Source organism: Paenibacillus sp. FSL E2-0178, assembly GCF_038593005.1.
GTDB classification, from domain to species: domain Bacteria; phylum Bacillota; class Bacilli; order Paenibacillales; family Paenibacillaceae; genus Paenibacillus_AQ; species Paenibacillus_AQ phytohabitans.
Genome location: NZ_CP151953.1, coordinates 1,870,187 through 1,895,456, shown reverse-complemented (window position 1 = coordinate 1,895,456; position 25,270 = coordinate 1,870,187). Strand labels below are relative to the sequence as shown.

20 protein-coding genes are annotated in these 25,270 nt (G+C 49.8%); 17 read left to right on the top strand and 3 right to left on the bottom strand.

Translation table 11 applies throughout. The annotated features are described in order from the left end of the window. The first annotated feature begins 30 nt into the window (after positions 1 to 30). The 10 genes from MHI42_RS08715 to MHI42_RS08670 all read left to right on the top strand — a co-directional run bounded on the left by MHI42_RS08715 (position 31) and on the right by MHI42_RS08670 (position 11,876). Positions 31 to 1,353 carry an ABC transporter substrate-binding protein gene (locus MHI42_RS08715; RefSeq protein WP_342423503.1) on the top strand — a complete coding sequence of 441 codons (1,323 nt, stop codon included), beginning with the start codon at positions 31 to 33 and terminating at the stop codon, positions 1,351 to 1,353. 28 nt (positions 1,354 to 1,381) lie between these two features. After that, the gene (locus MHI42_RS08710) at positions 1,382 to 3,193 is read left to right on the top strand and encodes a sensor histidine kinase (protein WP_342423502.1); all 1,812 of its coding nucleotides are present in this window, start codon (positions 1,382 to 1,384) and stop codon (positions 3,191 to 3,193) included. Further along, complete coding sequence (locus MHI42_RS08705) at positions 3,186 to 4,826, top strand: response regulator (protein ID WP_342423501.1); 1,641 nt, start codon at positions 3,186 to 3,188, stop codon at positions 4,824 to 4,826. Before MHI42_RS08710 ends, MHI42_RS08705 begins: the two co-directional genes overlap by 8 nt. 105 nt (positions 4,827 to 4,931) lie before the next feature. Further along, complete coding sequence (locus tag MHI42_RS08700; protein WP_342423500.1) at positions 4,932 to 6,710, top strand: sugar-binding domain-containing protein; 1,779 nt, start codon at positions 4,932 to 4,934, stop codon at positions 6,708 to 6,710. Between the two features lie 238 nt (positions 6,711 to 6,948). Continuing rightward, entirely contained in the window at positions 6,949 to 7,497 is a 549-nt protein-coding gene (locus tag MHI42_RS08695; protein ID WP_042234899.1) for a sigma-70 family RNA polymerase sigma factor, read from the top strand. Next, complete coding sequence (locus MHI42_RS08690; RefSeq protein WP_342423499.1) at positions 7,490 to 8,212, top strand: DUF4367 domain-containing protein; 723 nt, start codon at positions 7,490 to 7,492, stop codon at positions 8,210 to 8,212. Before MHI42_RS08695 ends, MHI42_RS08690 begins: the two co-directional genes overlap by 8 nt. 137 nt (positions 8,213 to 8,349) lie before the next feature. Beyond that, positions 8,350 to 8,778 (top strand): hypothetical protein, encoded by a 429-nt coding sequence (locus tag MHI42_RS08685; protein ID WP_342423498.1) that lies wholly within the window; start codon positions 8,350 to 8,352, stop codon positions 8,776 to 8,778. Positions 8,779 to 8,822: 44 nt separating this feature from the next. Then, complete coding sequence (locus MHI42_RS08680) at positions 8,823 to 10,535, top strand: S8 family serine peptidase (RefSeq protein ID WP_342423497.1); 1,713 nt, start codon at positions 8,823 to 8,825, stop codon at positions 10,533 to 10,535. 161 nt (positions 10,536 to 10,696) lie between these two features. Then, entirely contained in the window at positions 10,697 to 11,194 is a 498-nt protein-coding gene (locus tag MHI42_RS08675) for a hypothetical protein (RefSeq protein ID WP_042234907.1), read from the top strand. A gap of 19 nt (positions 11,195 to 11,213) precedes the next feature. Next, the gene (locus MHI42_RS08670) at positions 11,214 to 11,876 is read left to right on the top strand and encodes a hypothetical protein (RefSeq protein WP_042234909.1); all 663 of its coding nucleotides are present in this window, start codon (positions 11,214 to 11,216) and stop codon (positions 11,874 to 11,876) included. Positions 11,877 to 11,980: 104 nt separating this feature from the next. On the opposite strand, the gene MHI42_RS08665 is transcribed toward MHI42_RS08670, so the two are convergent. Continuing rightward, entirely contained in the window at positions 11,981 to 13,261 is a 1,281-nt protein-coding gene (locus MHI42_RS08665) for a histidine--tRNA ligase (protein ID WP_342423496.1), read from the bottom strand. Between the two features lie 383 nt (positions 13,262 to 13,644). On the opposite strand from MHI42_RS08665, the gene MHI42_RS08660 reads away from it, so the two are divergent. From MHI42_RS08660 to MHI42_RS08650, 3 genes are all read left to right on the top strand, one after another. Continuing rightward, complete coding sequence (locus MHI42_RS08660; protein WP_342423495.1) at positions 13,645 to 14,298, top strand: HD domain-containing protein; 654 nt, start codon at positions 13,645 to 13,647, stop codon at positions 14,296 to 14,298. A 90-nt stretch (positions 14,299 to 14,388) separates the two neighbouring features. Beyond that, the gene (locus tag MHI42_RS08655) at positions 14,389 to 15,840 is read left to right on the top strand and encodes a DEAD/DEAH box helicase (protein ID WP_171718491.1); all 1,452 of its coding nucleotides are present in this window, start codon (positions 14,389 to 14,391) and stop codon (positions 15,838 to 15,840) included. 595 nt (positions 15,841 to 16,435) lie between these two features. Beyond that, positions 16,436 to 17,665, top strand: a complete 1,230-nt coding sequence (locus MHI42_RS08650) for a M20 family metallopeptidase (RefSeq protein ID WP_342423494.1) — start codon at positions 16,436 to 16,438, stop codon at positions 17,663 to 17,665. 97 nt (positions 17,666 to 17,762) lie between these two features. Here MHI42_RS08650 and MHI42_RS08645 read toward each other — a convergent pair whose 3' ends face one another. Both MHI42_RS08645 and MHI42_RS08640 read right to left on the bottom strand, forming a co-directional pair. Next, positions 17,763 to 18,467: a hypothetical protein gene (locus tag MHI42_RS08645; protein WP_342423493.1), complete on the bottom strand. Its 705-nt coding sequence runs from the start codon at positions 18,465 to 18,467 to the stop codon at positions 17,763 to 17,765. Positions 18,468 to 18,617: 150 nt separating this feature from the next. Further along, positions 18,618 to 20,333 (bottom strand): ABC transporter ATP-binding protein, encoded by a 1,716-nt coding sequence (locus tag MHI42_RS08640; protein ID WP_342423492.1) that lies wholly within the window; start codon positions 20,331 to 20,333, stop codon positions 18,618 to 18,620. A 218-nt stretch (positions 20,334 to 20,551) separates the two neighbouring features. Here MHI42_RS08640 and MHI42_RS08635 point away from each other — a divergent pair, with 218 nt between their 5' ends. The 4 genes from MHI42_RS08635 (at position 20,552) to MHI42_RS08620 (ending at position 25,266) form a co-directional block, all read left to right on the top strand. Continuing rightward, positions 20,552 to 20,656: a YjcZ family sporulation protein gene (locus MHI42_RS08635; protein ID WP_216626667.1), complete on the top strand. Its 105-nt coding sequence runs from the start codon at positions 20,552 to 20,554 to the stop codon at positions 20,654 to 20,656. Positions 20,657 to 20,895: 239 nt separating this feature from the next. Next, a complete protein-coding gene (locus MHI42_RS08630; protein WP_342423491.1) occupies positions 20,896 to 22,128 on the top strand; it encodes an MFS transporter in 1,233 nt (410 codons plus the stop codon). Between the two features lie 403 nt (positions 22,129 to 22,531). Beyond that, positions 22,532 to 23,554 (top strand): ABC transporter substrate-binding protein, encoded by a 1,023-nt coding sequence (locus MHI42_RS08625; protein WP_342423490.1) that lies wholly within the window; start codon positions 22,532 to 22,534, stop codon positions 23,552 to 23,554. A gap of 110 nt (positions 23,555 to 23,664) precedes the next feature. Then, entirely contained in the window at positions 23,665 to 25,266 is a 1,602-nt protein-coding gene (locus tag MHI42_RS08620) for a helix-turn-helix domain-containing protein (RefSeq protein WP_342423489.1), read from the top strand. Positions 25,267 to 25,270: the final 4 nt, after the last annotated feature.

Here is a 25,270-nt window from a genome sequence, read left to right as displayed (position 1 = left end):
AGAATGCAAGCAAGACGGGGGCTTAACCATATGAGAGATACGAGACGCTTTAGCGGACACAAACGGAACAAACTGATTGCGCTTTCAATTCTGCTGCTGGTTATGCTTCTGGTGCTGGTGATGGGCGGCTGCGGTACAGACGGGGCAGAGGAATCCCCACAGGCTGCTGCTGAGCCGGTAACTCTGGAGTATTGGACTCCATTCAGCGGCGGAGACAACATTTTCATGACCGAGCTGGTGCAGCAGTTCAACCGGGAGCACGGGGATATCCGGATCGATCAGATCAATTCCCGGCTTGATGATTATTATTCGCGGCTGCGCACGGCGATTCTGTCCGGTAATGCACCGGATTTAGCCATTATTCACGCGACCAATCTGCCGCAATTCGTGCAGAACGGTTATATTGAGCCGCTTGACGGACTCGCTGCGGATACCGGGCTGGACTGGGGCCAGTTCAATGCCAAAATCGCTGAGTCCACGGTCTACGGCGGTGCCCATTATGCTGTACCCCTGGATACGCATACGTTAGTGCTCTATTACAATAAGAAGTTTTTAAAAGAAGCAGGGCTGCTGGATGCCGGGGACAAACCGCTGATCGGCAAAGGAGAGCAGGGGTTTACGGAGTTCCTGCAGCAGTTGAAGGCGGAGTTACCGCCCGGTGTGGCTCCGCTGGCTCTGCCCAGCACACGTATCGATTCCGTGTGGCTGTGGTGGAGCCTGTACAATCAGATGCAGGACGGCGGTGTCTTTTACAATCCGGAAGGTACACAGGCGGTCTTTAATAACGATGAGTCGCTTCAGGCACTGGAGTTCGTGAACAGCCTGTATCAGCAGGGGCTGATTCCGCCGGATATCAACGATGCATTCAAGCTGTTCTATGACGGTGAGGCGGCTATGCTGATTACAGGTGTGTGGGGAACTGGTGCTTTTGAGAAAGATGAGCAGCTGGAGCTGGGCGTCGTGCCGGTTCCGGTCATCTATGATCATCCGGCGGTCTGGGGAGATTCGCATACGCTGGCTATTCCGGCCAAAAGTGAGATGAGTGCGGAGAAGCGTAATGCTGCTATGATTTTTACCCGCTGGGCGGTGGAGCATGGAGTGATGTGGGCGGAAGCAGGGCATGTGCCGAGTTCCCGGAAGGTCGTGGAGAGCGAAGCTTATGCTGCACTGAAGTTCCGCAGTGATTATGCCAATACCGCCTACTCCGTAGCCTACTGGCCGAGAAATGTGAAGCAGTGGAGTATTAATGAAGAGATTATCCGGCAGTTTGAGAAAATGATCTACAAGGAGCAAAGCCCGGAGCAGGCTCTGCAAAATGCGGTGGACAGCATTAACCTTCAGCTGAAGAAATGACTGAGAGGGATTAAAGGGGAGAATGCGGTTGAAATCATTTCGCGGCTGGTTCAGGAATCTGGCGCTCGCGCGCAAGCTTATTCTTATCAATGTGGTATTCATTGTGCTGCCGCTGGGGCTGATGGGCTATTTCGCCTTCGCCCGCTTCACCGAAACAACGGAGCGCAAGGTTGGCGATTATCAGCTACAGACGCTGAAGCAGCTTACCCTGAATATCGACACCTATATGAATGAGCTGAACCGGCTGACCGTGATGCCCTATCAATATCCAAAAGTAACCGATTATCTCGCAACCAAGCGCACCTCCGGTGAACCGCTGACACTGGATGAGATCAGCGGACTGAACAGCTTCGTCACTCAGGTGTTTTTGAACGGCCGGGTAGATATTCTGGGTGTCTCATTATACGGCACCGGCGGTGCCTCTTATGTGGTCATGCCGGAGAGCCAGTATGTGACGACCTATAAGCTCGATGAAAATGTCAGCTGGCTGAATAAGTTCAAGGGTCACTACGGGCAGCCTGTGTATGTTGCCACACATGACTTAAGCTCAAGCGGCGGAAATGTGTATCAGGCCTTCTCCATTGTGCGGGAGCTGCGCAGCTTCGATGACGGGGTGACCCTCGGGTACATTGTCATTGATGTGGACCCCAAGTTCATCAGTGAGATTCTGTCCAAAGTAAAGCTGGATGCCAAGGAGCTGCTGTACATTACGGATGATTCCGGCAAACTGGTCATCGGTAAGGATCATGGACTGCCACAGGCAGCGCCTTCCCTGTCTCCGGATAATGCCAGTGAAGGGGTAAGACATGTGAAGTCGGAGGGGGAAGGGCTGCTGATGGCCCACGTAACTTCTGAAGTGACCGGCTGGACCACGGTGGGCGTTGTACCGGTCTCCAGTCTGATGAAAGATACCGAGGTTCTGCGCACCTACATTATTCTCATTGGCATCATCTCTGTAGGTCTGGCCCTGCTGCTGTATGTGTTCATCGCCTACCGGATCACCCAGCCGCTGCGCAAGTTGAGCCGGCTGATGCGCAGTGTCGAGCGGGGAGACCTCAGCAGGGCTTTTCCGGTGAGCAGTACGGATGAGGTAGGGATGCTGGGCCATTCATTTAACGGTATGCTTGCCAAGCTCAGCGAGCTGGGGTATCTGCTCTATGAGACGGAGATCCGGGAGAAGGATGCGCAGATTGCCGCGCTGCAGAGCAAGATCAATCCGCATTTTCTGTACAACACACTGGGCTCCATCAGCATGTACGCCGAGCTTGAGGGAAGTCCGGAGATTATTACGATGTCCAACAATCTCAGCAAGCTGCTGCGCTACAGCCTCAGCGGGCGCAAGGAGCATGTGACGCTTCAGGATGAGCTGGACCATGTCGGCGGATATATGGCAATCCAGCAGATGCGCTATGAAGAACGCATTCACTTCACGATGACTATCGAACCTTCGCTGCTGGACTGTGAGGTCATCCCGCTGATGATCCAGCCGCTGGTGGAGAATGCAATCAATCATGCACTGGACAAAGGTGTTGGCCGGGGCCGCATTTCGCTGACCGCGGACAGCAGCAGTCAGGTGCTTAAAATCACTATCGAGGATGACGGCATCGGCATGAATGCGGAGGCGCTTGAGGCGCTCCGGCTGCATCTGCTGAATACGAAGGAACTGGGTGGACGCTCAGGCAACGGTCTGCTGAATGTTCACCGCCGGATTGTGCTGCATTATGGCGATGAATATGGTCTTTCGCTGGAGAGTATGCCGTATCAGGGCTTCAAGGCAGTGCTGAAGCTGCCGGTTATTACCCATCAGGGCAGAGCAAGGGAGGATGACGGAGTTGCCTAAAATACTGATTGTTGACGATGAATCTGTCTTCCGCAAAGGTCTGCGCAAAATGATCACCAGCCTGGAGGGAAACTGGGAGGTGGTCGGTGAAGCCACTGACGGCTATGATGCGCTTGACAAGCTGGCCGAGCTGTCACCTGAAGTGCTGCTCACCGATATCCGCATGCCGCGAATGGACGGAATCCAGCTGCAGCAGATGGCGGGAGGACGTTTCAAGGGTCTGATGACCGTCGTGGTCAGCGGCTATGACGAGTTCGCCTATGTGCAGCAGTCGATGCGCCAGGGAGCGAAGGATTATCTGATGAAGCCGGTCGAACGCCAGGAGCTGGGGCGTGTGCTGGAGAGACTGGGGCGGGAACTGGCCGAGCGCAAGGCGCTTCCGGCGCGCAAAGATGAACCGTGGCAGGTCCAGCCTGTGCTGAAGCGGCATGTGGCCGGTCATCTGATCGAGAGTCTGCTGAAGGGCAAAACAGAAGACAGCGACCTGCAGCTGCTGCGGGAGATGGGTTTTGCCTTCGGGCATCCCTACTTCATCTGCATGGTGATCAAGCTGGATAAGCATTCGGTGGAGAAGGAGCGTTATCAGCGGGGCGATGCCTCCCTGTTCCTCCTGTATATCCAGCAGGTAGTCCAGGAAATGATTGACCGCCATGCTACAGGCATAAGCTTCGTGCTGTCGGATACCGAGGTCGTGGCTTTGCTGAACATAGCTGAGCCGCAGCATTCCTTATCGGCACCGGGAGCTCTAGGCGACCTGATCCGCAGGCAGATCCGCTCTTTGTCCAACCTGACGGTAACCATCGGGGTGAGTAATCCGGCGGAAGGACTGCCGGGCATTCCGAAAGCTTATAATGAAGCCGGAATTGCCCTCTTATACCGGCTGATCGAAGGCGGTGACAAGCTGCTCGATTATGCCAAAATGACAGAGCGCCCCCATTCCGGAAGCGGACCCTTGAAATGGTCATGGGAGATGCTGGAGAAGTCGATTACCGGGGGCAGAGTGGCCAGTATCGGCCCGATTGTTGAACATATGATTGAAGAGCTGTGCAGTATGGCAGAATCGCCGGAGAGCATTCATCAGCAGATCTGCAAGCTGCTGCTGTACTATTACGAGCTGTCCGAAGAGCTTAATGTTACCGAATCCTGGTTGGGGTCAAAGGATATCCGCAAGGTGCTGTTCGATGTATGCAGCCTCTCCTCGCGGCAGGAGCTGGCCGAGAAATGCCGGGGGCTGCTGCTAACCCTGACTGCCTGCATAGCGAAGTCCAGAGAGGTGAAGGATATCGATCCGGTAACTGCCGCCCAACGCTATATTACCCAGCATTATGATCATCCGCTAAGCCTTAAAGAAGTGGCGGACGAGGTGTATTTGAACCCGGCGTATTTCAGCAATCTGTTCAAGCAGAGGACCGGCGTCACTTTTATCGAGTTCCTGACGCATATCCGGATGGAAGAGGCCCGCAAGAAGCTGGCCTTCACAGGTGAGAAAATCAGCAGGGTCGCTGAGGAGACAGGTTTTGGAAATGTGCGCCATTTCAACCGGGTGTTCAAGAACTGCTGCGGTCTCTCGCCCAAAGAATACAGGGACAGCACTCGTAACGTACAGGCGGCTCTAATTGATAGGAAGGACTGACAGTAAGGACTAGTGAGGATTAAAAGGACTAGTAAGGACTAATAAGACTGTAGCAAGGCCGGATCGCATGAAATCTAATAACAAGGGAAACTGGAGGATGAAATAATGACGAATCAGCAACGTGCGGAATATCCGCGTCCGCAATTTGTACGCGATAATTGGGTGAATTTGAACGGGGAGTGGGAGTTTACTTTTGACGATGACAATGTAGGCAGCCGGGAGCAGTGGCATCTGGGAAATAAACCGCTGGCTCAGCGGATACAGGTTCCGTTTGCTTTTCAGAGTAGCCTGAGCGGAATCGGTGATCCCGGATTTCATGACATCGTCTGGTACCGGCGGGAGCTGGAGATTCCGGAGAGTTTTGTAGACCAAGAGATTCTGCTGCATTTCGGCGCTGTGGATTACGAAGCCTCCGTCTGGCTCAACGGGATCCTGGTGGCGAAGCATGAGGGCGGGCATACGCCGTTCCATGCCGGGATTAGCGCCGCACTGGCGCCTGCGGGCCAGCCTAATATTCTGGTGGTCAAAGCTGTGGATTACAGCAAGGACGTGACTTTGCCTAGGGGCAAGCAATACTGGAAAAGCGATTCGGCCAGCATTTTCTATACCCGGACAACGGGGATCTGGCAGACGGTGTGGATGGAGGCGGTATCGTCCGTCTATCTCGGCAAGGTGAAGCTGACGCCGGATATTGACCGCAAGAGCATTGAGATCCGTTCCTTCATTAAAGGTGCGCTGACCAGTAATGGAGAGCTGAACAGTGATTCCCTGAAACTTAAAGTGGAGATCACGTTTGAGGGTCAGCCGATTTCAGGTGATGTGTACTCTGTGCGCAACCCGGAAGAGTCCCGGAGCATTACCCTCAGTGATTTCAACGACCATGGGCACGGGCACTGGTGGTCGCCGGAGCAGCCGAATCTCTATGATGTTACCTTCACCCTGCTGGATGGCGGGAAGGTGCTGGATCAGGTAACCAGTTATTTCGGTATGCGCAAAATCTCGGTCGAAAGCGGCAGACTCTGCCTCAACAACCGCCCTTATTTCATGAAGCTGGTGCTGGATCAGGGGTATTTCCCGGACGGCAACCTGACACCACCCAGCGATGAGGCGATCCGCCGGGATGTCGAGCTGACCAAGGAGCTGGGCTTCAACGGTGCGCGCAAGCACCAGAAGCTGGAGGACCCGCGTTACCTGTACTGGTGTGACAAGCTGGGCTTACTCGTCTGGGGCGAAGCGGCCAATGCCTATGAATACTCGGAAGAGTATGTCCGCCGCTTCACCCAGGAATGGCAGGAGAGCATCGAACGGGATTACAACCATCCTTCGATTGTGGTTTGGGTTCCGCTCAACGAGAGCTGGGGCGTGCCGAACATCGCTGCCGACAAACAGCAGCAGCAGCATGCCCAAGCGATGTACCACCTGACCAAGTCGCTGGACGGGACGCGGCCGGTTGTCTCCAATGACGGCTGGGAGCTGGTCACCACAGACCTGTTCAACATCCACGATTACGAGTGGCGGCGCGAGGTGCTTGAGCAGCGCTATTCCTCCGTGGAGCAGGCCGTCAGCGGCCTGCCGGGTAACCGCAAGCTGGCGGTAGAAGGTTTCCCGTATGCGGACCAGCCGATTCTCATCACAGAATTCGGCGGCGTCGCCTACAAAAAAAGCGACTGGGACGGCTGGGGCTACTCCGGCGCAGAGAACGACGAAGACTTCGCCGCGCGTCTGCGGGCGGTGATACAGCCGCTGCTGCTCTCCGGGGTGGTGCAGGGCTACTGCTACACCCAGCTTACGGATGTGGAGCAGGAGATCAACGGCCTGCTGACGTATGACCGCGTACCGAAGTTGCCGCTGGAGCTGATCCGCGCGATTAATGAGGGGAAATAGGCTTTAGTCGTAATGCGTACTGGTGAAAATTATGACAGACACGAGAAAGATGCTTTCCGATATGGAATCTCATACGGGAGGCATCTTTTTGTTTATTAGAAATTTTGTATAGCAACTAAGTCTTGATTGATTACGATATACCAAATATTAGTACATAGATCATATTAAGTACTGTTAAAATTATGTAGAATTATTAATAATAATCTATTTTTGATAATCTTAATAAGGAGCTAATATTATGTTTCAAGTATTACCCTCTTTTAAGAGTAAAGAAAAATTGAAGTTTGAAAATTTATATACGAAATATAGATATCTATTATATAAGTGTGCTTTTGATATCCTAAAAAGGCAAAACTTAGCCGAAGATGCTACAAGTGAAGCTTTTATTAGAATATTTAAGAATCTGGATAAAATAAATGAGAATAATGAGAAGGAAACTATTGGTTTCATGGTGATCATTGTTAAGAATATATCCCTTACAATGTTATCTAATGAAAAGAGAAATAAAACGTTATTTTTTCAAGAGATTGATGAGGATATAGAAGAACATTTCAATTTGGAAGATGCAGTTATATCTAACCATCAATATAAGGAAATAGTCGAAGCAATAAGTAAATTAAAAGTTGAATTAGAAGCACCGTTTCTGCTCCGGTACGTTTATGGTTACTCCAGTAAAGAGATCGCTGAGATTCTGTGTATCTCTATAAATAATGTTGATGTAAGAATTTATCGTGCGAAAAAAGCCCTTGCTGATATTTTAGGGAAACGGGGTTTAAAAAATGGATAACGTAAAGTTAAAAAAGGAACTTTTTGATCTTATAATAGAACATGCGGCAACAGAATATTTATACGACGAAGCAGATGCGCTAAAAATAAAAACTGAAAAAAGTTGTGATGTCAAATTCTCTGATGGTTTTGAACGGAAAATAGATGTTTACATTCAATTAGAAAAGATTCGGCATGTGAGAAAAAGATGGGCAAAGCATCTGAAAGTTATTGCTGTTGCGGTAGTGATTTTTTCCTTGATTACCATATTGTCTATAAATAATGTAGAAGCATTTAAAATAGATTTTTATAATGTTTTTTACTCAGAGAAACCTAATTTTGTTGAAGTGAAAGCTATTAAGGAGGATTCTGATCTAATAATTGAAAAACTGCCAGACGGGTGGGATCATATCTATCTTCCGGACTATATTCCCTTGAATTACAGGTTTGAAAGTAGTTCCAATAATTCAAGTACCTTTAAAATAATATTTCAAGATAAAACAGATAAAAAGCTGGTTTTTAAGCAGAAAAACTATGTAAGGGATAAAACAGTGGCAGATAATGAAACCTCGAATTTTACAAGTATAACTATTGGCCATACGAAAGGTTACGCAGTTGAAAAAAATGGCGAGATTTTTATGTCATGGCAAAATCATAATTATTCGTTTGAGTTAGTTGGTTCAATAGATATAAAAGAATTAAGAAAAATGGCTGAAAGCCTTAAAATTCATAACTAAACATTTATTTCTATAATAAAAAACAGAAGAAGCAACAGCTTCTTCTGTTTTTTATGTTTTTTAGGAAAATGTGTAAGATATAGTGTTTGTTTGTAGTTTTATATATGAGAAGAAAAGAGAGGAGAGGTAGAATTTGTATGAAAAATAGATTTATGGCACTCTTTGCACTGCTTATGTTATTTCTGGTTCCTCAGCACATGTATGCAGGTGAAGTCAATGCGACTGTGAGTAATTTGGATCAGGATTACCAGATTCAAAGATTTAAGATCATTACCAACGTATCATTGAGGCTGTTTATCAGCAGTAGTGGTATCGCCGAGATGGATGTAGATTTAACTGCGTTTCAAGCTGACAAGACCTCTATAGTCTGTAACTTGCAGCAGTACAAAGATGCGGGATGGACCACACTAAAGACATTTAGTAATTCCATCAATAGCAACGATCTTAATTTGTTTCAAACATGGGCTGTGGCTAAAGGCAACAACTATAGAATTGAAGTTCATGCAACAGCCTATCTAAACGGTACTTCTGAGAGTACAGTACAGTACTATTACGCCGATTATTAACTAAAAGCAATGAAAGATATTGAAAATAGGCAGAGGTGAAATAAATGAGGAAAGCATTGTATTTAACTTTTGTTGCTTTATGGACTCTATGCTTACTTTTTGTATCGCAACCTGTAAGTTCTTACTCTGCAGGGAGTCAATCTTTGTATCAAAAGGTGGATATCTCGAATCCGATTACACTGGAATCTTCTATGTTGTACACAGGAGGCCCCTTGAACTCTGGCGAGGACCTCTGGTTTTCTTTTATTCCCAAACAGACTGGCAGTTATGAAATATCAGTGCGAGGGGAAGGTGGATTGTCTGGAACATTGTTTGACGCACACAGTTCTAAAATCATTATGCAAAATGAAACCGTTGAAGGCTCAGATATTTTGAAGCTAGCTAATACATGTTTAGCAGAAAAAAACTATTTTATAAAAGTATCATCAATACATCCAGGCGCATTTATCAATCAGTTGGAAATAGCTATTGAAGAATTACCTGCTCCTAACGATGAGTTCTTTAATGAGCAGTGGTCATTATTTAACCCGCTGAACGGAATAGATATTAACATCATTCCAGTATGGAAAAATTATAAAGGTTCAATTATTACTATTGGTGTGGCAGACACAGGGGTTGATTATCAGCATCCGGACTTAATTAACCGGTTGGATATGTCCCTTGCTTATAACTTTACCCATGATATGAAGGATGTCTTTCCAGAAAATGAGAAATCCTCTGCTTCTTCGGCCAGAGCGGGTCATGGTACTCATGTATCAGGTATTATATCTGCTCAGAGTAACAACAATCAGGGAATAGCAGGTATTACTTCGCAAGGTTCAGTAGTACCGCTTAAAGTGCTTGGGAGCAGACTGACAGATACCAGTGTGTATAACGGATCCATTGCTGCTTTTGTCAAAGCGGTAGAATATGCAAAAGCAAATGACATCCGAATCATCAATTGCAGCTTTGGCGGAGCAAATCCGGCTGTAACTGAGCAGGAGGCAATGTACCAGGCTAATGATATTTTATTTGTTATCGCAGCAGGGAATTCAGGGAGTAACCTGGCAGATTATCCGGAGTATCCAGCATCATATTATCATGACAATTCACTGGTTGTTGCTGCACAAAATATGGAAGGGAACTTAGCCGCTTTCTCTAATTATGGCGGACCAACCGACATAGCTGCACCGGGTGAATCTATTATCAGCACTTTTCCTAATTCGTTATATCTTTATAATAGCGGAACTTCAATGGCAGCTCCTGTTGTATCTGCGGTATCCGGTTTAGTTTGGGGGAATGCACCTTACTTGACAGCACTTGAAGTTAAGGAAATTGTGACAGATGTGAACAATGTAACTTTAGTAGATTCACTTTCAAATAAGGTACACAGTGGCGGTATGGTCAATGCTTTCAAGGCTATGATGTCTGCAGAACCCAGAACGGAGTCTCGCAGATTTGAGAATAAAAAGCGTGATATTTTTGGGAAAAATCTTAAATCATCTATCGACTCATACCTGCAAAAGGCAGATGAAGCTCTGAAAACAAACCAAATTATTGTCAAATTTGCTGCAGGAGTTAACGCGGAAGAGTACATAAACACGCTTGAAAAGGAAGAATTACTCACGGGAGTTCATTTCATTGATTACCTAAGTTCTGTTGATGCTTATGTACTTCAACTTTCAAACATGGAAGAAGCAGATAAAGCCATTACTGCTCTAAATAATTCCAACAATATTCTGTATGCAGAACCAAATTATTTAAGAGAATCAAATTAATTGGAAGGTTATTCACTGAATTACTTTCTTTATTGAAGGAATTTAGTGTTCATATACAACCCGGAAAGGAGATGATGCAACATGCGGGAGCCGCCTTTTTCTTATTTTGACGTACTAAATGTAAGGCTCGTGAATAATTCTATAATAAGAAGGAGTTAATTATGAAAAAGTTGATCGCAGTTCTTTCTTTGTTTGTATCCTTGTCTTTGACAACCAGCGCGTTTGCATCTGAAGTAGCACCAGTAAATGTTGTGGATAATAATTCGTACGGCATTACAGTGGAAGCACAGTTTGACGCTGTGAACAGTGAAATTTCGATTGAGCTTCCCGATGAACGTACTCCGCAATCTTTAAGTGATGTTACGAATTCTGATGATGCCTATGTCAAAGTGACGTTGAAAGCAAATTATTACTTTGATGCCTATACAAACCGCTTTACCTGGAGCACTATTGATAAGGTATTGGTAAATGCTAAATCTGGATATAGTTATAACAACCCTATTTACTCAGCCTCTTTTTTAGATGGTAATCGGACTTATGGAATTAGGCTGAGTGGGACTTTGGTTAATACTAAGGACGGCACCAGCAAGGATTATCCTATGTATGTGGAGTTTTACTTAAACCCGCAGACCGGTGCAATTTCGACAATATTATATTAAGAAAACGAGGAGGATTATAGTGAAAAAGTTTGTGAAAAGTATCACCCTTGTCGCCAGTTTTTGTCTTCTACTCAGCAGTGCCAATATAGTTAGTGCTTCAGCAACGGAAGCGAAAAGTGCCCAAACCAGCATTCAGAGCACGGCTACAGTTAACTTTTTTCAGAATATACTAAATAATGGAACACTGTCGGCTGATAAACAGTTAATCACATATGACGAAGCTGTATATGTGTATTCCGATATTGTAAGACATGCCAATGCTGAATCAGAGGTCCCCGAAGATGACAGGAGCCCAAGTGCAGGTTATTATATTTCTAATGATATTTCTTATGAATACACAGATATCAGTAATCCAGTTGACACACTGGATGCGACACCTGGTCAATCATTTTCTTTTTCGGCAGGTAACTCATTTGCAGCAACTGCCACCGCAACTGCTACATTAAAAGCATCTGAGGTCTTACAGATCGGGGTTTCAAACGGATACACTCAAACCTATACATTAACAAAAACGATATCAGACAAGAATAATACAAATCAAACCAAACGATATGGTCTATGCAAAATATATCGTGTTCATACATTTGATATTTATTATAAAAACATTTTTGGAAGCAATAGCTTTATTACGGCAGCAGTGTTTTATGAACCAGTCTCAATGGTTGTACGGGCGTTGAACTAGAATTCCGGTAGCTGTTCAAAAAAAGTAAACGTACAGATATAGAGATTGTACAAGAGCATCTCGTATGCTTAGTGTACAATCTCTATTGGTGTTATGCTGGGAAACTAACCGGCAATCCGCGCAACCGCCTCCCCCACCGTAACCAATCTCTCGCTCCCCAGCGTCATATCCTTGAGCCGCAGCTTGCCCTCAGCCTCTTCACTCTCACCAACCATAATGACATACCGGATGCCCTTGGCACTCGCTGCGGCCAGCGTTTTTTTGAGCTTGCGCGTGCCGGTGTCTACGCCCGTGCGGATGCCGGCGGCCCGCAGCGCAGCGGCGGCAACCAGAGCCTGCGGCAAATATCCGCCTATCGGAATGATCAGGACGCCGGAACGGTCCGCCGTATCCGCCGGACGTTCGCCCAGCAGGGCCATGATCGACTCCATGCCGAAGGAGATCCCGACCGTCGGGTACACGATATCATCACGCCCGACGAGCTTCCCGATGATCGCATCATATCTGCCGCCGCCGCCCAGGCTTGAGGTATAGCTGCCGGAAGCGTCGAAGATTTCATAGACGGTTCCGGTATAGAATGAGAGGCCGCGCGAGAGAAAGGCATCGAAGACGCAAACGGCGCCTAGTCCAATCGCGTCAATCAGCTGCTGCAGCGCAAGAACCTCCAGCGCCCCGGGCTGCCCGTCAAGCTTATACTTCTCCACCAGCCGCCCGAACCCTGGATTGTTAAGCGTAAGCAGCTCCGAAATCAGCTGAACCGTGTCTGCCGTCAACTGTTTGTCCCTCAGCTCTGCCAGCACTCCGCCGCTGCCGATCTTCGCAAGCTTGTCGAGGGTCAGCATGACGGAGAGCTGATCCTCCCCCGGAACACCGACCGCACCCAGGATCTCGCCCAGGAAGCGGCGGTTGTTCCACTTCAGCACCACAGGGATTTTCAGTCTGCGGAAGACCTCCGCTGCCAGCTGCATCAGCTCAGCTTCGGCCTGCGGGCCGGCAATACCGACCACGTCGGCGTCACATTGCAGGAACTCGCGCAGCCGTCCTTTTTTGACCGGCCCATCCCGGAAGACCTTGCCGATCTCATAGCGGCGGTAAGGGAATTCGATCCCTGGATTCAAGGCAATCACCTTGGCAAAAGGGATCGTCAGATCGTACCGCAGCCCCAGCCTGCGACCGCCCTGATCGGCCAGCTGGTACATCTCGCGCAGAATCTCATCACCGCCGGCGTATTTGGAGGTCAACAGCTCCAGCTCATTGAGCAGCGTTGTATCCATTGACTCGAACCCGTACAGCTCGAACAGCTCCTGAAGTGTAGTCCGTACATTCTGGCGGATGGCCTGTTCACGGCCGAAGTAATCATAAGTTCCTTTAATATTTTGCATCATTAGCAGCTCCTTTGTATTGAATTCTGGCAAGCAGAAACAACTTTGCTGTCCTTTTAAGGACGGTACCGTTTCAGCGAAAAATATAAGGATAATGAATAGCGCGAAGCCTATATATTCTTATATTTTTAAATAAAAAACGCGCCGGACCTCTTGGTCCTGCGCGCTTCGATATGCCGCAGGGAGGTCAAACGCGAAATGCGTTAGCCCTCCCTGAATGAATTCAGGTGTGCTAACGCTGCTTGTGATGATGAAGTTGATTCGGTATGATGGACAAGCGGTTCATTTGAATCAATTCCCTTCAGCCTGGATTACAGCACATTATAGCGGATCAGGGACGGCCGCGCAAGACCCGCATTCCCTTCAATCAAAAAGGAGCAATCATAATGGACCATATACAACTCATCACCGAAGCAGAGAACTTCGCCAAAGAGCAACTAGGCTTGGATACCACCGGCCATGACTGGTTTCACACTAACCGTGTGCGCAATACAGCGGCGCTGATCGCAGGGATGGAGGGGGCCAACGTGGTGATCTGCACAATCGCCGCGCTGCTGCATGATGTGGCCGACGAGAAGCTGAATCCCTCCAAAGAAGCAGGACTGCTCAAAGTACATACTTGGCTGGCCGCACATCTCCCGGATGAAGCTGCAAACAAGCAGATTATGGAGATCATCTCGACGATGTCCTTCAGCGGCGGCGGTGGCGCACCGATGTCTACGCTGGAAGGACAAGTGGTGCAGGATGCGGACCGTCTGGATGCGCTGGGGGCGATCGGGATTACGCGTACAATGGTCTTTTCAGGAGCCAAAGGCCGTCCGGTCTATGACCCGGAAATTCCGCCAAGGGACGAATCGCTGAAAGAGGAATACCGCAACTATTCCAAGGGAACGGCGGTCAATCATTTTTATGAGAAGCTGCTTAAGCTGAAGGACCTCATGAATACCTCTTACGGCAAACAGCTGGCGGAGGAGCGGCATCAGTTTATGCTGATTTTTTTGGAGCAATTTTATAAGGAATGGAATCAAGGGGCAGAGTAGGTGTTATAATGGAATAATGCGCAAGATGGATGGAACGCGGGAGACCCCGCTTGAACCGGAACAATCGGCATAGAAGAGGTTGGATACAATATGAGTGAAGTACAAGTACAGTTTAGTGATTATGGTTTAAATGAAGAGATTATCCGCGCGCTGGAGGTTCTGAAGTACGTAGACCCCACCGAGGTGCAGCGGAAAGTCATTCCGGTAGCGCTGAAGGCGCAGGATCTGATCGTGAAGTCACAGACGGGTAGCGGCAAAACCGCAGCGTTCGCCATTCCGCTCTGTGAGCTGGTCGATTGGAATGAGAACAAACCCCAGGCGCTGGTGCTGACCCCAACCCGGGAGCTGGCACAGCAGGTTCGGGAGGACATTACGAATATCGGGCGCTTCAAGCGGATTAAGGCGGTAGCGTTGTTCGGCAAGCAGCCTTTTGCCCCGCAGAAGATTGAGCTGACTCAGAAAACGCATGTGGTCGTTGGCACGCCAGGCCGTGTATTTGACCATATCGACCGTGGAACGCTGAATCTCAGCCGGATTAAATATCTGGTGATTGACGAAGCGGACGAAATGCTCAGCATGGGCTTCATTGAGCAGATTGAGAAGATTATCAAGCAGCTGCCTAAGGAACGTGTAACGATGCTGTTCTCGGCGACGCTGCCGGAAGTGATTAAGAATCTGTGCCGTAAGTACATGACGGAGCCGGTGGATATCGAGATCGAAGCCAGCGGAATTACGACGGCGTCGATTGAGCATGCGCTGATTGAAGTGAGACAAGCTGCCAAGTTTGGACTGCTGAGCGACCTGCTGACGGTGGAGAATCCGGATAGCTGTATTATTTTTTGCCGTACCCAGGAGCAGGTGAACGCCCTCTTCCGCGGAATGGCGGATCTGGAGTATCCGGTGGACAAAATCCACGGCGGCATGGAGCAGGACGAGCGTTTTGAGGTCATGAATGCATTTAAGCGGGGCCAGTTCCGTTATCTGATCGCCACCGACGTTGCAGCCAGAGGGATTGATATCGAGAACATCACCCATGTCATTAACTACGATATCCCGCTCGAAAAAGAGAGCTACGTCCACCGCACCGGCCGGACCGCCCGCGCAGGCAAAAGCGGTAAAGCGATCACCTTCGTTACGCCGAACGAGCACAAATGGGTCAAGGAAATCGAAGGCTACATTGGCTTCACCCTGCCGGAGATGAAAGCTCCTTCAGATGATGCCGTGGCCTACGCCAAACCGGCCTTCGATCTGAAGCTGGGCAAGCAGCAGGTCCGCAAAGCCGGCAAAACCGAGGTCATGAACCAGGACATCATGAAGCTGTACTTCAACGGCGGCAAGAAAAAGAAGCTGCGCGCTGTCGATTTCGTCGGCACTATCGCCAAGCTTGAGGGCATCACAGCGGCGGACATCGGAATCATCACGATCCAGGACAACGTAACCTACGTCGATATTCTGAACGGCAAAGGCTCGCTTGTGCTGCAGGCGATGAAGGAGACGACCGTGAAGGGCAAGCTGCTGAAGTGCCATATCGCCAAAAAATAAGCCGTTTCAAAGAGCTGTCACACCAATTGTTATACGGGGTGGCGGCTTTTTTGCGATTTATGATGTATGAGAGCCTGCGAACAAATGTATGCGAAAAACCGAGTACAATGTGCCACGAATGGAGTAGACGAGCCGAATGTATGCGAAAAACCGAATACAATGTGCCACGAATGGAGCAAACGGGCCGAATGTAGGCGAAAAACCGAATACAATGTGCCACGAATGGAGCAAACGGGCCAGATGTATGCGAAAAACCGAATACAATGTGCCTCCGGGAGGGTAATCAGGCCAAATGTATGCGAAAAACCGAATACAATGTGCCACCGCTAGCTGGGGAAGCCGATTATCCGGGAAATGTTGGAGGTAAAGGAGCAGATACGTTTAGCGGCGCCAAGGTTTTGTCCTGAGTGATACGTATGCTCCAGGACAACGTGACTTTTGCGGCTGCAAAAATCGCGGAGATCACGTAGATTTCAACATAAGTTATATGCACGATCTGGATGGGCGTGCTGTAAACTTGGCCGAAACGAGGATGAACTGGACTGAGTTGAACTAAACTGAACTGAAACTACCTAACCAAGGAGGATGGTGGACTATGAAAAGTGTGAGAAGCCGCGAGTTTGCCGTGCCCTTTCTGCAACGTCTAATCCAGGTGGATACCTGTAATCCTCCCGGCAATGAGCACAAGCTGTCTCTGCTGCTGCAGGAGGTGTTGCGGGAGCTGGGCATATCCAGCAGCATTACGATTGTGGAGCAGGGCCGGAGCAACCTGGAGGCGGTGATTGCCGGCTCCGGCAACCTGAAGCTGATGTTCTGCGGCCATCTTGATACGGTCAGTCCATGGAGCGCAGCAGCAGGCAGCTATCCCCCGCATGGTGCGGTGATTGAGGGGGGCCGGATGTATGGCCGGGGCACCTCGGATATGAAAAGCGGCCTGGCCGCCATGCTGCTCGCCGCAGCTTCCCTGCACCAGGACGGCATCCGGCTGGCCGGTGATCTGCTCTTCCTGGCGACCGCCGGGGAAGAGGTGGACAGCTGCGGCGCACGGCTGTATGCCGAGCAGCACAGGCACGACCTGCCGGAGCTGGACGGCCTCGTCATCGGCGAGCCAACCGGCAGCCGGGTGGCGGTCGGTCACAAAGGCGCCCTCTGGCTGCGCATCTCCCTCTTCGGGCGCAGCGCCCACGGCTCCATGCCTCAGCTCGGCCTCAATGCGGTGGAGGGCATGATGGAGATCATCGCGCTGCTGCACCGCCATGCGCTGGAGTGGCAGGCCACTGATCCGGTTCTTGGTTCCAGCAGCTTGTCTGTAAACAAGATTACCGGTGGTGTACAGACCAATGTGGTCCCGGATTCCTGCACCATCGATGTGGATATCCGCACCGTTCCGCCGCTGGAGCATGGTCCGCTGCTGCGGGAGATCGAGGACAAGCTGCAGGAGATTCAGCGGCTTCATCCGGACTACCGTTATCAGGTGGAGCAGCTGCTGGACCGGAGTGTGGTCTATACTGATCCCGGCCAGCGTTTGATTACTACGGCTTTGGAAATTGCTGCGCAGCAGAGGCGGCAGGGCCAAGCGGGAGGCCCTGCTGAAGAAGCAGAAGGTGATGCGGCAAGAGACGTAACTCCAATTCAAGGTGTACCCTATTATACGGACGGCTCCGTGCTGCATAATAACGGCAGGCTCCCGGTTCTGATCTACGGACCGGGCGACCACCGCCTCGCCCATCAGCCGGATGAATGGGTGGATATTGAGGCCTACCTGGAATCAATCGACTTTTATAGAGAGCTGGCGATCCGTTTTCTGGGCAAGGCGGATGATTAGAAGACGCAACGCTGACGAGGCAGATGCCACTCTTAAACGAACAAACTGAGGCATAGGTAACCCTGCAGTTTGGTTGATTGTACTTTATACGCCGTTTCTAAGGTTGTAATAAACTTCGGATTTCGTCGCCGACAATTCTGGTATCCCAAGGTGAAAAGAACACATTGACACCATCATCAACAAGAGTAAAGGAAAAGGCAAACGGCTCGCCGGTATATAGGACTACCTGATAATATTCCGGATCACCGTCCTTATTCTGAGGGCTGTAATTTTGGGTGTTTTTTCCGCTTTCCAGCAGGTGAACGAAGCGCTTGGTTTCATCATCGGTTAGAGTTTTGTAAGGCTTCACATCATCCTGATGATATAGTTCAACCCGCTCTATATTGTGTTTAATGACGTCGTTATATCGCTGCTGCAGGTTATTGGCGTAATCATCCTCTACATATAAGCGGTATCCGCCGATGCGTGTTTCATCTTTGGCGGCAATAACTTCGTCTGTCTTAAAGCCTTCAATGCGGTATAGCTTAGTTCCTTTTTCCAAAAAGGCAGCATCACCATCCTTCGTCTGGTAATGAGGATTAGTAACGACATCCGCGACTTTAAAGTTTACTTCGCCAACAGTTTCCGTGGTGACTTGAGCCGGATTCTTAATCACGTTTTCCCAAGATCCGGTGTAGGAATGTCCATTTAACTTTAGGAAATCCACCCAGTCAATTGCAGAGCCGCCCTTAATCCGAGTACTGCCCGAGCAGCCGCACAGGACTATAACAGCCGTTAGCACGATGAGTATTTTTATTTTCATCCTAAGACCCCCGTTTTCTTGAGTTGCATTACTTATACTAATTGACGAAACTATTCACGGGAGGTTGCGGGAATGAGGCCCGTGAACGCAAAAAAACCTTGCGAAGTGCAGCCCGCAGGCCGCATCTCGCAAGGTTTTTGATGTATACTCTTAAGCATTATACTGCGCCTGATACAGACGGCTGTAGGTTCCGCCGGCATTAACCAGATCCTCATGGCGGCCTTCCTCGGAGATGCCGTCCTCGCTGACCACGATAATCCGGTCGGCATTCTTGATCGTTGTCAGGCGGTGGGCGATGACAAGCGTTGTGCGGCCCACGGACAGGTCAGCCAGCGACTGCTGAATCGCCGCTTCGGTCTCGGTGTCGAGGGCCGAGGTGGCTTCGTCCAGAATCAGAATCGGCGGATTCTTGAGGAACATACGGGCGATCGCCAGGCGCTGCTTCTGTCCGCCGGACAGCTTGACGCCGCGTTCCCCGATAACGGTATCCATCCCGTTCGGCAGGCTGTTGATCAGCTCCTCCAGGTGAGCCTGACGTGCGGCCTGCCAGATCTCCGGCAGCTCTGCATCCAGCTTGCCGTAAGCGATATTCTCACGGATCGTGCCGGAGAAGAGGAACACATCCTGCTGCACGATCCCGATCTGCTTCCGCAGCGAGCTGAGCTTCATATCGCGGATATCGATCCCGTCGATGGAGATGGCTCCGCCGGTCACATCATAGAAGCGGGGAAGCAGGCTGCAGATCGTTGTTTTACCGGCGCCGGAAGGTCCGACGAAGGCAATGGTTTCACCGGCGTTAACGTTCAGGCTAATATCCGCCAGCACCGTACGGTCCGCTTCATAGCCGAAGCTGACATTGCTGAAGCTGATATCCCCGCGGAGTGAGCTTACTTCTACAGCATCCGGCTTGTCCGCGATATCGGGCTCGGTATCAATGACTTCAAGATAACGCTTGAACCCGGCAATCCCCTTCGGATAGCTCTCGATGACGGAGTTGATTTTCTCAATCGGGCGGAAGAAGACGTTAGCCAGCAGGATGAAAGCGACGAATTCCCCGATCTCAAGCTCTCCCTGAATGAAGAACCAGGCGCCGCAGACCATGACTACAATGGTAATCAGACGGGTCATCATATAGCTGACCGACGAGCTTTTGGCCATCAGCTTATAAGCCATCAGCTTGGTCTGGCGGAACTTCTGGTTGTCCACAGCGAACAGCTCTTTCTCATATTCCTCATTGGCAAAAGACTGAACCACACGAATCCCGCCGACATTGTCCTCGATCCGGGCATTAAAGTTACCCACATTGCCGAACAGACGATGGTAAGTTTCCGTCATATTGCGGCCGAAATGGATGATGACCCAGGCCATAACCGGCACGATGATGAAGGTGATCACAGCCAGCTGGAGATTGATATCCGCCATCAGAATAAATGCACCGATCAGTGTCATGACAGCGATGAACACATCCTCCGGCCCGTGATGGGCCACTTCGCCGATATCGTTCAGGTCATTGGTAATTCTGCCGAGCAGATGACCTGTTTTGTTATTATCGAAGAAGCGGAAGGACAGCTTCTGGATATGATCGAACATTTTTTTGCGCATATTGGTCTCAATGTTAATGCCCAGCATGTGCCCCCAGTAAGTGACAACATAGTTCATTGCCGTATTCAGCGCGTAAATTCCGAGCAAGACCACACAGGCAATCAGAATCAGCGGCCAGTCCTGACCCGGCAGCAGATCATCAATGAATTTATTGACCGCTACGGGAAAAGCAAGCTCCAGCAGACCGGCACCTACCGCACAGGTGAAGTCGAGGATAAACAGCTTCTTATAAGGACGGTAATAGGAGAAAAAACGACGCAGCATCTCTTGTTCACTCTTTTCTGTAGTGTTATGTATCTGGTTATTGAGATTGATTCTCAAGTGAACCTTATTCTTAGGATACTAAAGAGGGTTACATGATTTGTCAACGGTAAGATGTTTAAAATTACATGTAATTCATCTGATTTATTACCATTTCACCCAGTCGTGAAAGGCTATTTCCACATATTTTAACTGTATTCAAGTATAAAGGAGGAGTTAACATGAGCGAAAATGTTGGGGGATACGGCGGAGTATTCACTTCCACTGGCGCGATTCTGGTTCTGTTCATCCTGCTCGTAATCATTACTAAATCCTTCTGGATTTAATTAGGCTTCACCTATCTGTGCTGCCGCCGGTCCCGGAGACCGGCGGTTTTTCCTGTTGCTGATTTTGTTCAGGCGCATTGTCAAGCCTCTGAACTAACTTTAAGTTGTGCAGCCTTCAGCGTAAAGAGATATAATGGCCACATGTGCCATGGATCTGAACGTCTACTACATACAGCAGCTTTATTCCCTGACAAGCCCCCGGCTTGACGGGTGTTTTGCTGCGGCCTTGGAGGAACAACATGAAATTCAGCCGTCAAAAAAGCAACATAGCGGGGCCAGGCTTGTCCGCGCATGATTCAAATACCGCCAGCCGTTGGATGCTCATCACCGGTATTATTTGTGTCGCAGCTGCGCTGCGTGCCCCGTTCACTTCAGTCGGACCTCTGCTGGAGATGATCCGTGATGACCTGGGATTGTCTAATACCCTGGCTGGAGCGATCACGACCTTGCCGTTACTGGCCTTTGCGCTATTATCTCCGTTCGCTCCTCAGCTTGCCCGCAAAGTTGGACTTGCCAATATCCTCATGCTGGCTATGCTTACGCTGTCTATGGGGATTCTCGTCCGTTCAGCTTCCGGAACGGTTACCTTGTTTGCGGGTACGACAATGATTGGCCTGTCCATTGCCGTCTGCAATGTGCTGCTGCCGGGACTGATCAAGGGGAAATTCCCGCACCGTATCGGCCTGATGACCGGAATCTACACGGTCTCCATGAATATATGTGCAGCTGCTGCTTCAGGAATCAGTGTTCCTTTGGCCTCACATGCGGGGCTTGGATGGAGGGGAACCCTGGCTTTGTGGTTTATCATCTCTGCGCTGGCTACCCTGCTCTGGATTCCGCAGATGAAGAGCCTTAGCCCAAGCGGTACAGGCGCCGTGCGGTCTTCGGCTGTGCGCGTATGGCGCTCCCCGCTCGCCTGGCAGGTTACATTGTTCATGGGGCTGCAGTCTTTGCTCTACTATGTCCTGATCGCCTGGTTTTCGGTTATTCTCGGGGAGCGGGGAATGTCCTCCAGCCATGCGGGATGGATTCTCTCACTGATGCAGCTGGCACAGCTGCCGTTTACATTCTTTGTACCGCTCTGGGCCGGACGGATGAAGAACCAGCGTTTGCTGGTAGTTATTACTTCTATCCTGTTTATCATTGGCATCCTTGGAATTTGGCTGGGCAGCACGGAGCTGATGGCGGTGTGGGCGGTATGCATTGGAATCGGCGGGGGATTCGCTTTTGGACTGGCGATGATGTTCTTTAGCCTGCGCACCCGTACTACGCAGGAAGCCAGTGAGCTGTCGGGCATGGCCCAGTCTGCCGGTTATCTGCTGGCCGCGATGGGACCTGCACTGTTCGGTCTGCTGCATGATGCTACGAACAGCTGGAACACACCGCTGGCACTGCTGGCGGCAGCAAGCGTGCTCTTGTTCGCGGCAGGAATGGGAGCCGGACGCGACAGATACGTGGGTGACAGGGGATAGCGGATTATAATGAACACGGATATATTTATTATTTTCATGGATTACCTCACACATTCCATTTACAAACGGATGGTATATTAAGGATATCCTCAGCTTGTATGTGCTATATATGTTTATGAACTATGGACTCCGCCACTTGCTGGCGGGGTCAATTTTTTTGATAACTATAAGAATTTATATGTTTCACAGGATCACTTATCCTTCTATTTCTCGCTGAAACGTTACCGTCCATACACAAGGGCGGCAATGTCGTTCCCGCTTACAGCTAAATTCAATACGCTTAGTTTGTATAAGATTTTGGCAGAGAAAGTGCATTGAAAGCTGATCAGGACATGCTACTATTGTCATTAAGATTACATGAGAATGATAATCAATGAAAACAGACATAGGAGTGAAGAGAGAAATGACAAACCGGGGCCGGAAGTTTATCTGGACAATCGTACTTATGCTGGCAATGTCCGCTTTGGCGGCTTGCGGGACTGCTAACAAGGCTGCGGAGGGCAACGCTGTCCAAGCAGGGAATGCAGCGGAAGAGGCAGCAGTAGCCAGTACAACTCCTACAGAGAGCAGCAATAATGCCTCAGAAGAAGGAGCGACCCGTACGATTACCGGAGAATTCGGAGATGTAGAAATTCCCGTAAATCCTAAGCGGGTGGCGGGGATCTATGTAGAAGATTATCTGAAGGCACTTGGCGTTACTCCAGTGGTGCAGTGGTATCATCCAAGCTGGGGCAAGCAGGATTATCTGAATCTGGATGTGCCTGAATTCGATATTAGCGGCAGTATGGAAGCGTTGCTCGACAAAAATCCCGATCTGATCATTACCGATGGCGGTGCAGATGCCGCTAAGTATGAACAATATTCCATGGTGGCGCCAACCTACCGTCTGCCGGAGAGCGTGCTCCAGGATTCAAGGCTAATGCTCACAGCGATTGCCGACGCGCTGGGTATTCCGGAGAAGGGTGAGGCTGTGCTTGCGGAGTATGACCAGAAGGTAGCCGATGGTAAAGCCAAGCTGCAGCAGGCTCTGGGACAGGAAAAGGTAGCTGTAATCCGGCTTAATGTCGCGGACAAAACCTTTGCTCTTTTTGGAGTCAAAAACCGCTTTACCGGTGTGCTCTATGATCAATTCGGTCTGACACCTGTCCCGATGGCCGCTGAGATGACGGAATATCAGTCCATTATTTCCGAAGAAGTGATACCAGCGCTTGAAGCGGATCACATCATTGTATTCCCTGACAACGGAGACTGGGATACTGCGGCTAATCAGGAGGCGATCCAGATTCTCGATGGCCCTCTGTGGAAGAACCTGCCTGCGGTGAAGAACGGGAACATCTACAGAATGGAACGTTCCCACTGGCAGTCCGGTGCCATCACGGCAAATACGATGAAGCTTGAGGATCTGCTGAAGGTCATGGTGAAATAACATGATTTTGATGAAGCAAGTGAAAAGAAGGTCTATCAGCACAGTTGATAGATCTTCTTTTTTGTTTTACACTGAATTGGTGATAATGATTCTCAATAAGGTGGGGTAGAATGGCGGATCTAGTACAGGAAAATACCGGAAGAAGGCTATTCTATAGCCTGATTAACATAGAAACCGTTGCCCAGTCCCCGTCTGAAAATGAACCGACAGATGTGTACAAGGAACATACATTAATTATAGTTTCGGAAGGGCAAGGCTGGCTCAAAGCGGATGATAGGCAATATCCCTTGGAGAAAGGTGCCGGATTTCTGATAGAGGCCGGATCACTAAACAGAATCCGGGCCGGAGAGCGGGGACTGAGCTTTTACCGGATTGGCTTTGAAGTTATTCATACCGGAGGGAGCAAACCTAACGGAGTGGAAAGGAAGTCTGGAAATGGCATGCTCCGGCCGGGATTCCTTAACTGCAGACCTTATTCACAGTGTGTACTGCTGCTGGATTCCATTTATCATAGCCGCAGGAGTGCCGAGGATATTGAATGGTTTGCGGCTCAGACCCGTTTTCAGGAGCTCCTGCTGCTGATCATGCGGGCGAATTCTCCGGCGATGAAGACCAGGGATGATCATGAGGCGGTGGAGCGTTCGATCCGCTATATGGAGGACCATTTCAATGAATCCTTATCGGTCGACCAGCTGGCTGAGCTTGCAGGGATTGGCCGTGCGCGCTATACCCAGCTTTTTAGAGAGATTACCGGTCAGATTCCCTTGGAGTACTTGAATGGACTGCGTATTGAACGGGCACAGCAGCAGCTGCTGCTGACCAGGGACCGCCTGCATGATGTTGCACTGGCTGTCGGCTACAGCAATGAGTATTATTTCAACCGCCGCTTCAAAGGAACAGTTGGTGTAACTCCCGGCCAATACAGGAGCCTTCATCAGGAGGGAGTCCGCGTATTTGCCCCTTTTCTGGAGGATTATCTGCTGGCATTAGGGATTACTCCGGTGGTGCAATATTGTCATGCCCAGTGGGGGAAGCAGGAGTATCTGGGTCTTGATCAGGTTCCTGCCTTTGATATTTCGAGCGGAGACTGGCAAGGACTCTCCCGGTATATGCCCGAGCTGATTATGCTGGATGACGGCTTTCAGCGCTGGCAGCTGGGGGAATGCCGCCAGGTGGCCCCACTGCTCCGGCTTCCGTTCCATCAGGAGGACTGGCGGGCAACGCTCCGCTCCGCAGCCGCTGTCTTCGGCAGAACGGAACGGGTGCAGGAGGTCATCGGCCATTATGAGCAGCAAGCCCGGCAGGCCAAGCGGATGCTCAGCCGCAGCATCCGGGGACAGACGGTAGCGTTACTGCGGATTTCCGCTTATGGAGTTGCTCTGTATGGCTGTGATGAGCTGGGATATTCAGCAAGCGTTCTGCATGAGGATCTGGGGCTCCAGCGGCATGGATTGGTCAGCTGGCTTACCCGGGGACAAAAGCGTGTGAACCTGAGCCGTGAAGAATTGTCTGAGCTGACTGCAGATCATCTGTTTATAACTTTTGACAAGCAGGAAGGTGAAAGCCGGGAGCTGCTCGATACACAGCTATGGAGAAGCCTGCCCGCTGTGCGTAACCGCTGTGTGTACGAGGTTGATTTCATGGCCTGGATGAATTATGGTGTGCTGTCCCATCAGCGTAAAATCGAGGATGTGCTGAAGGTACTGGCGTAGACAC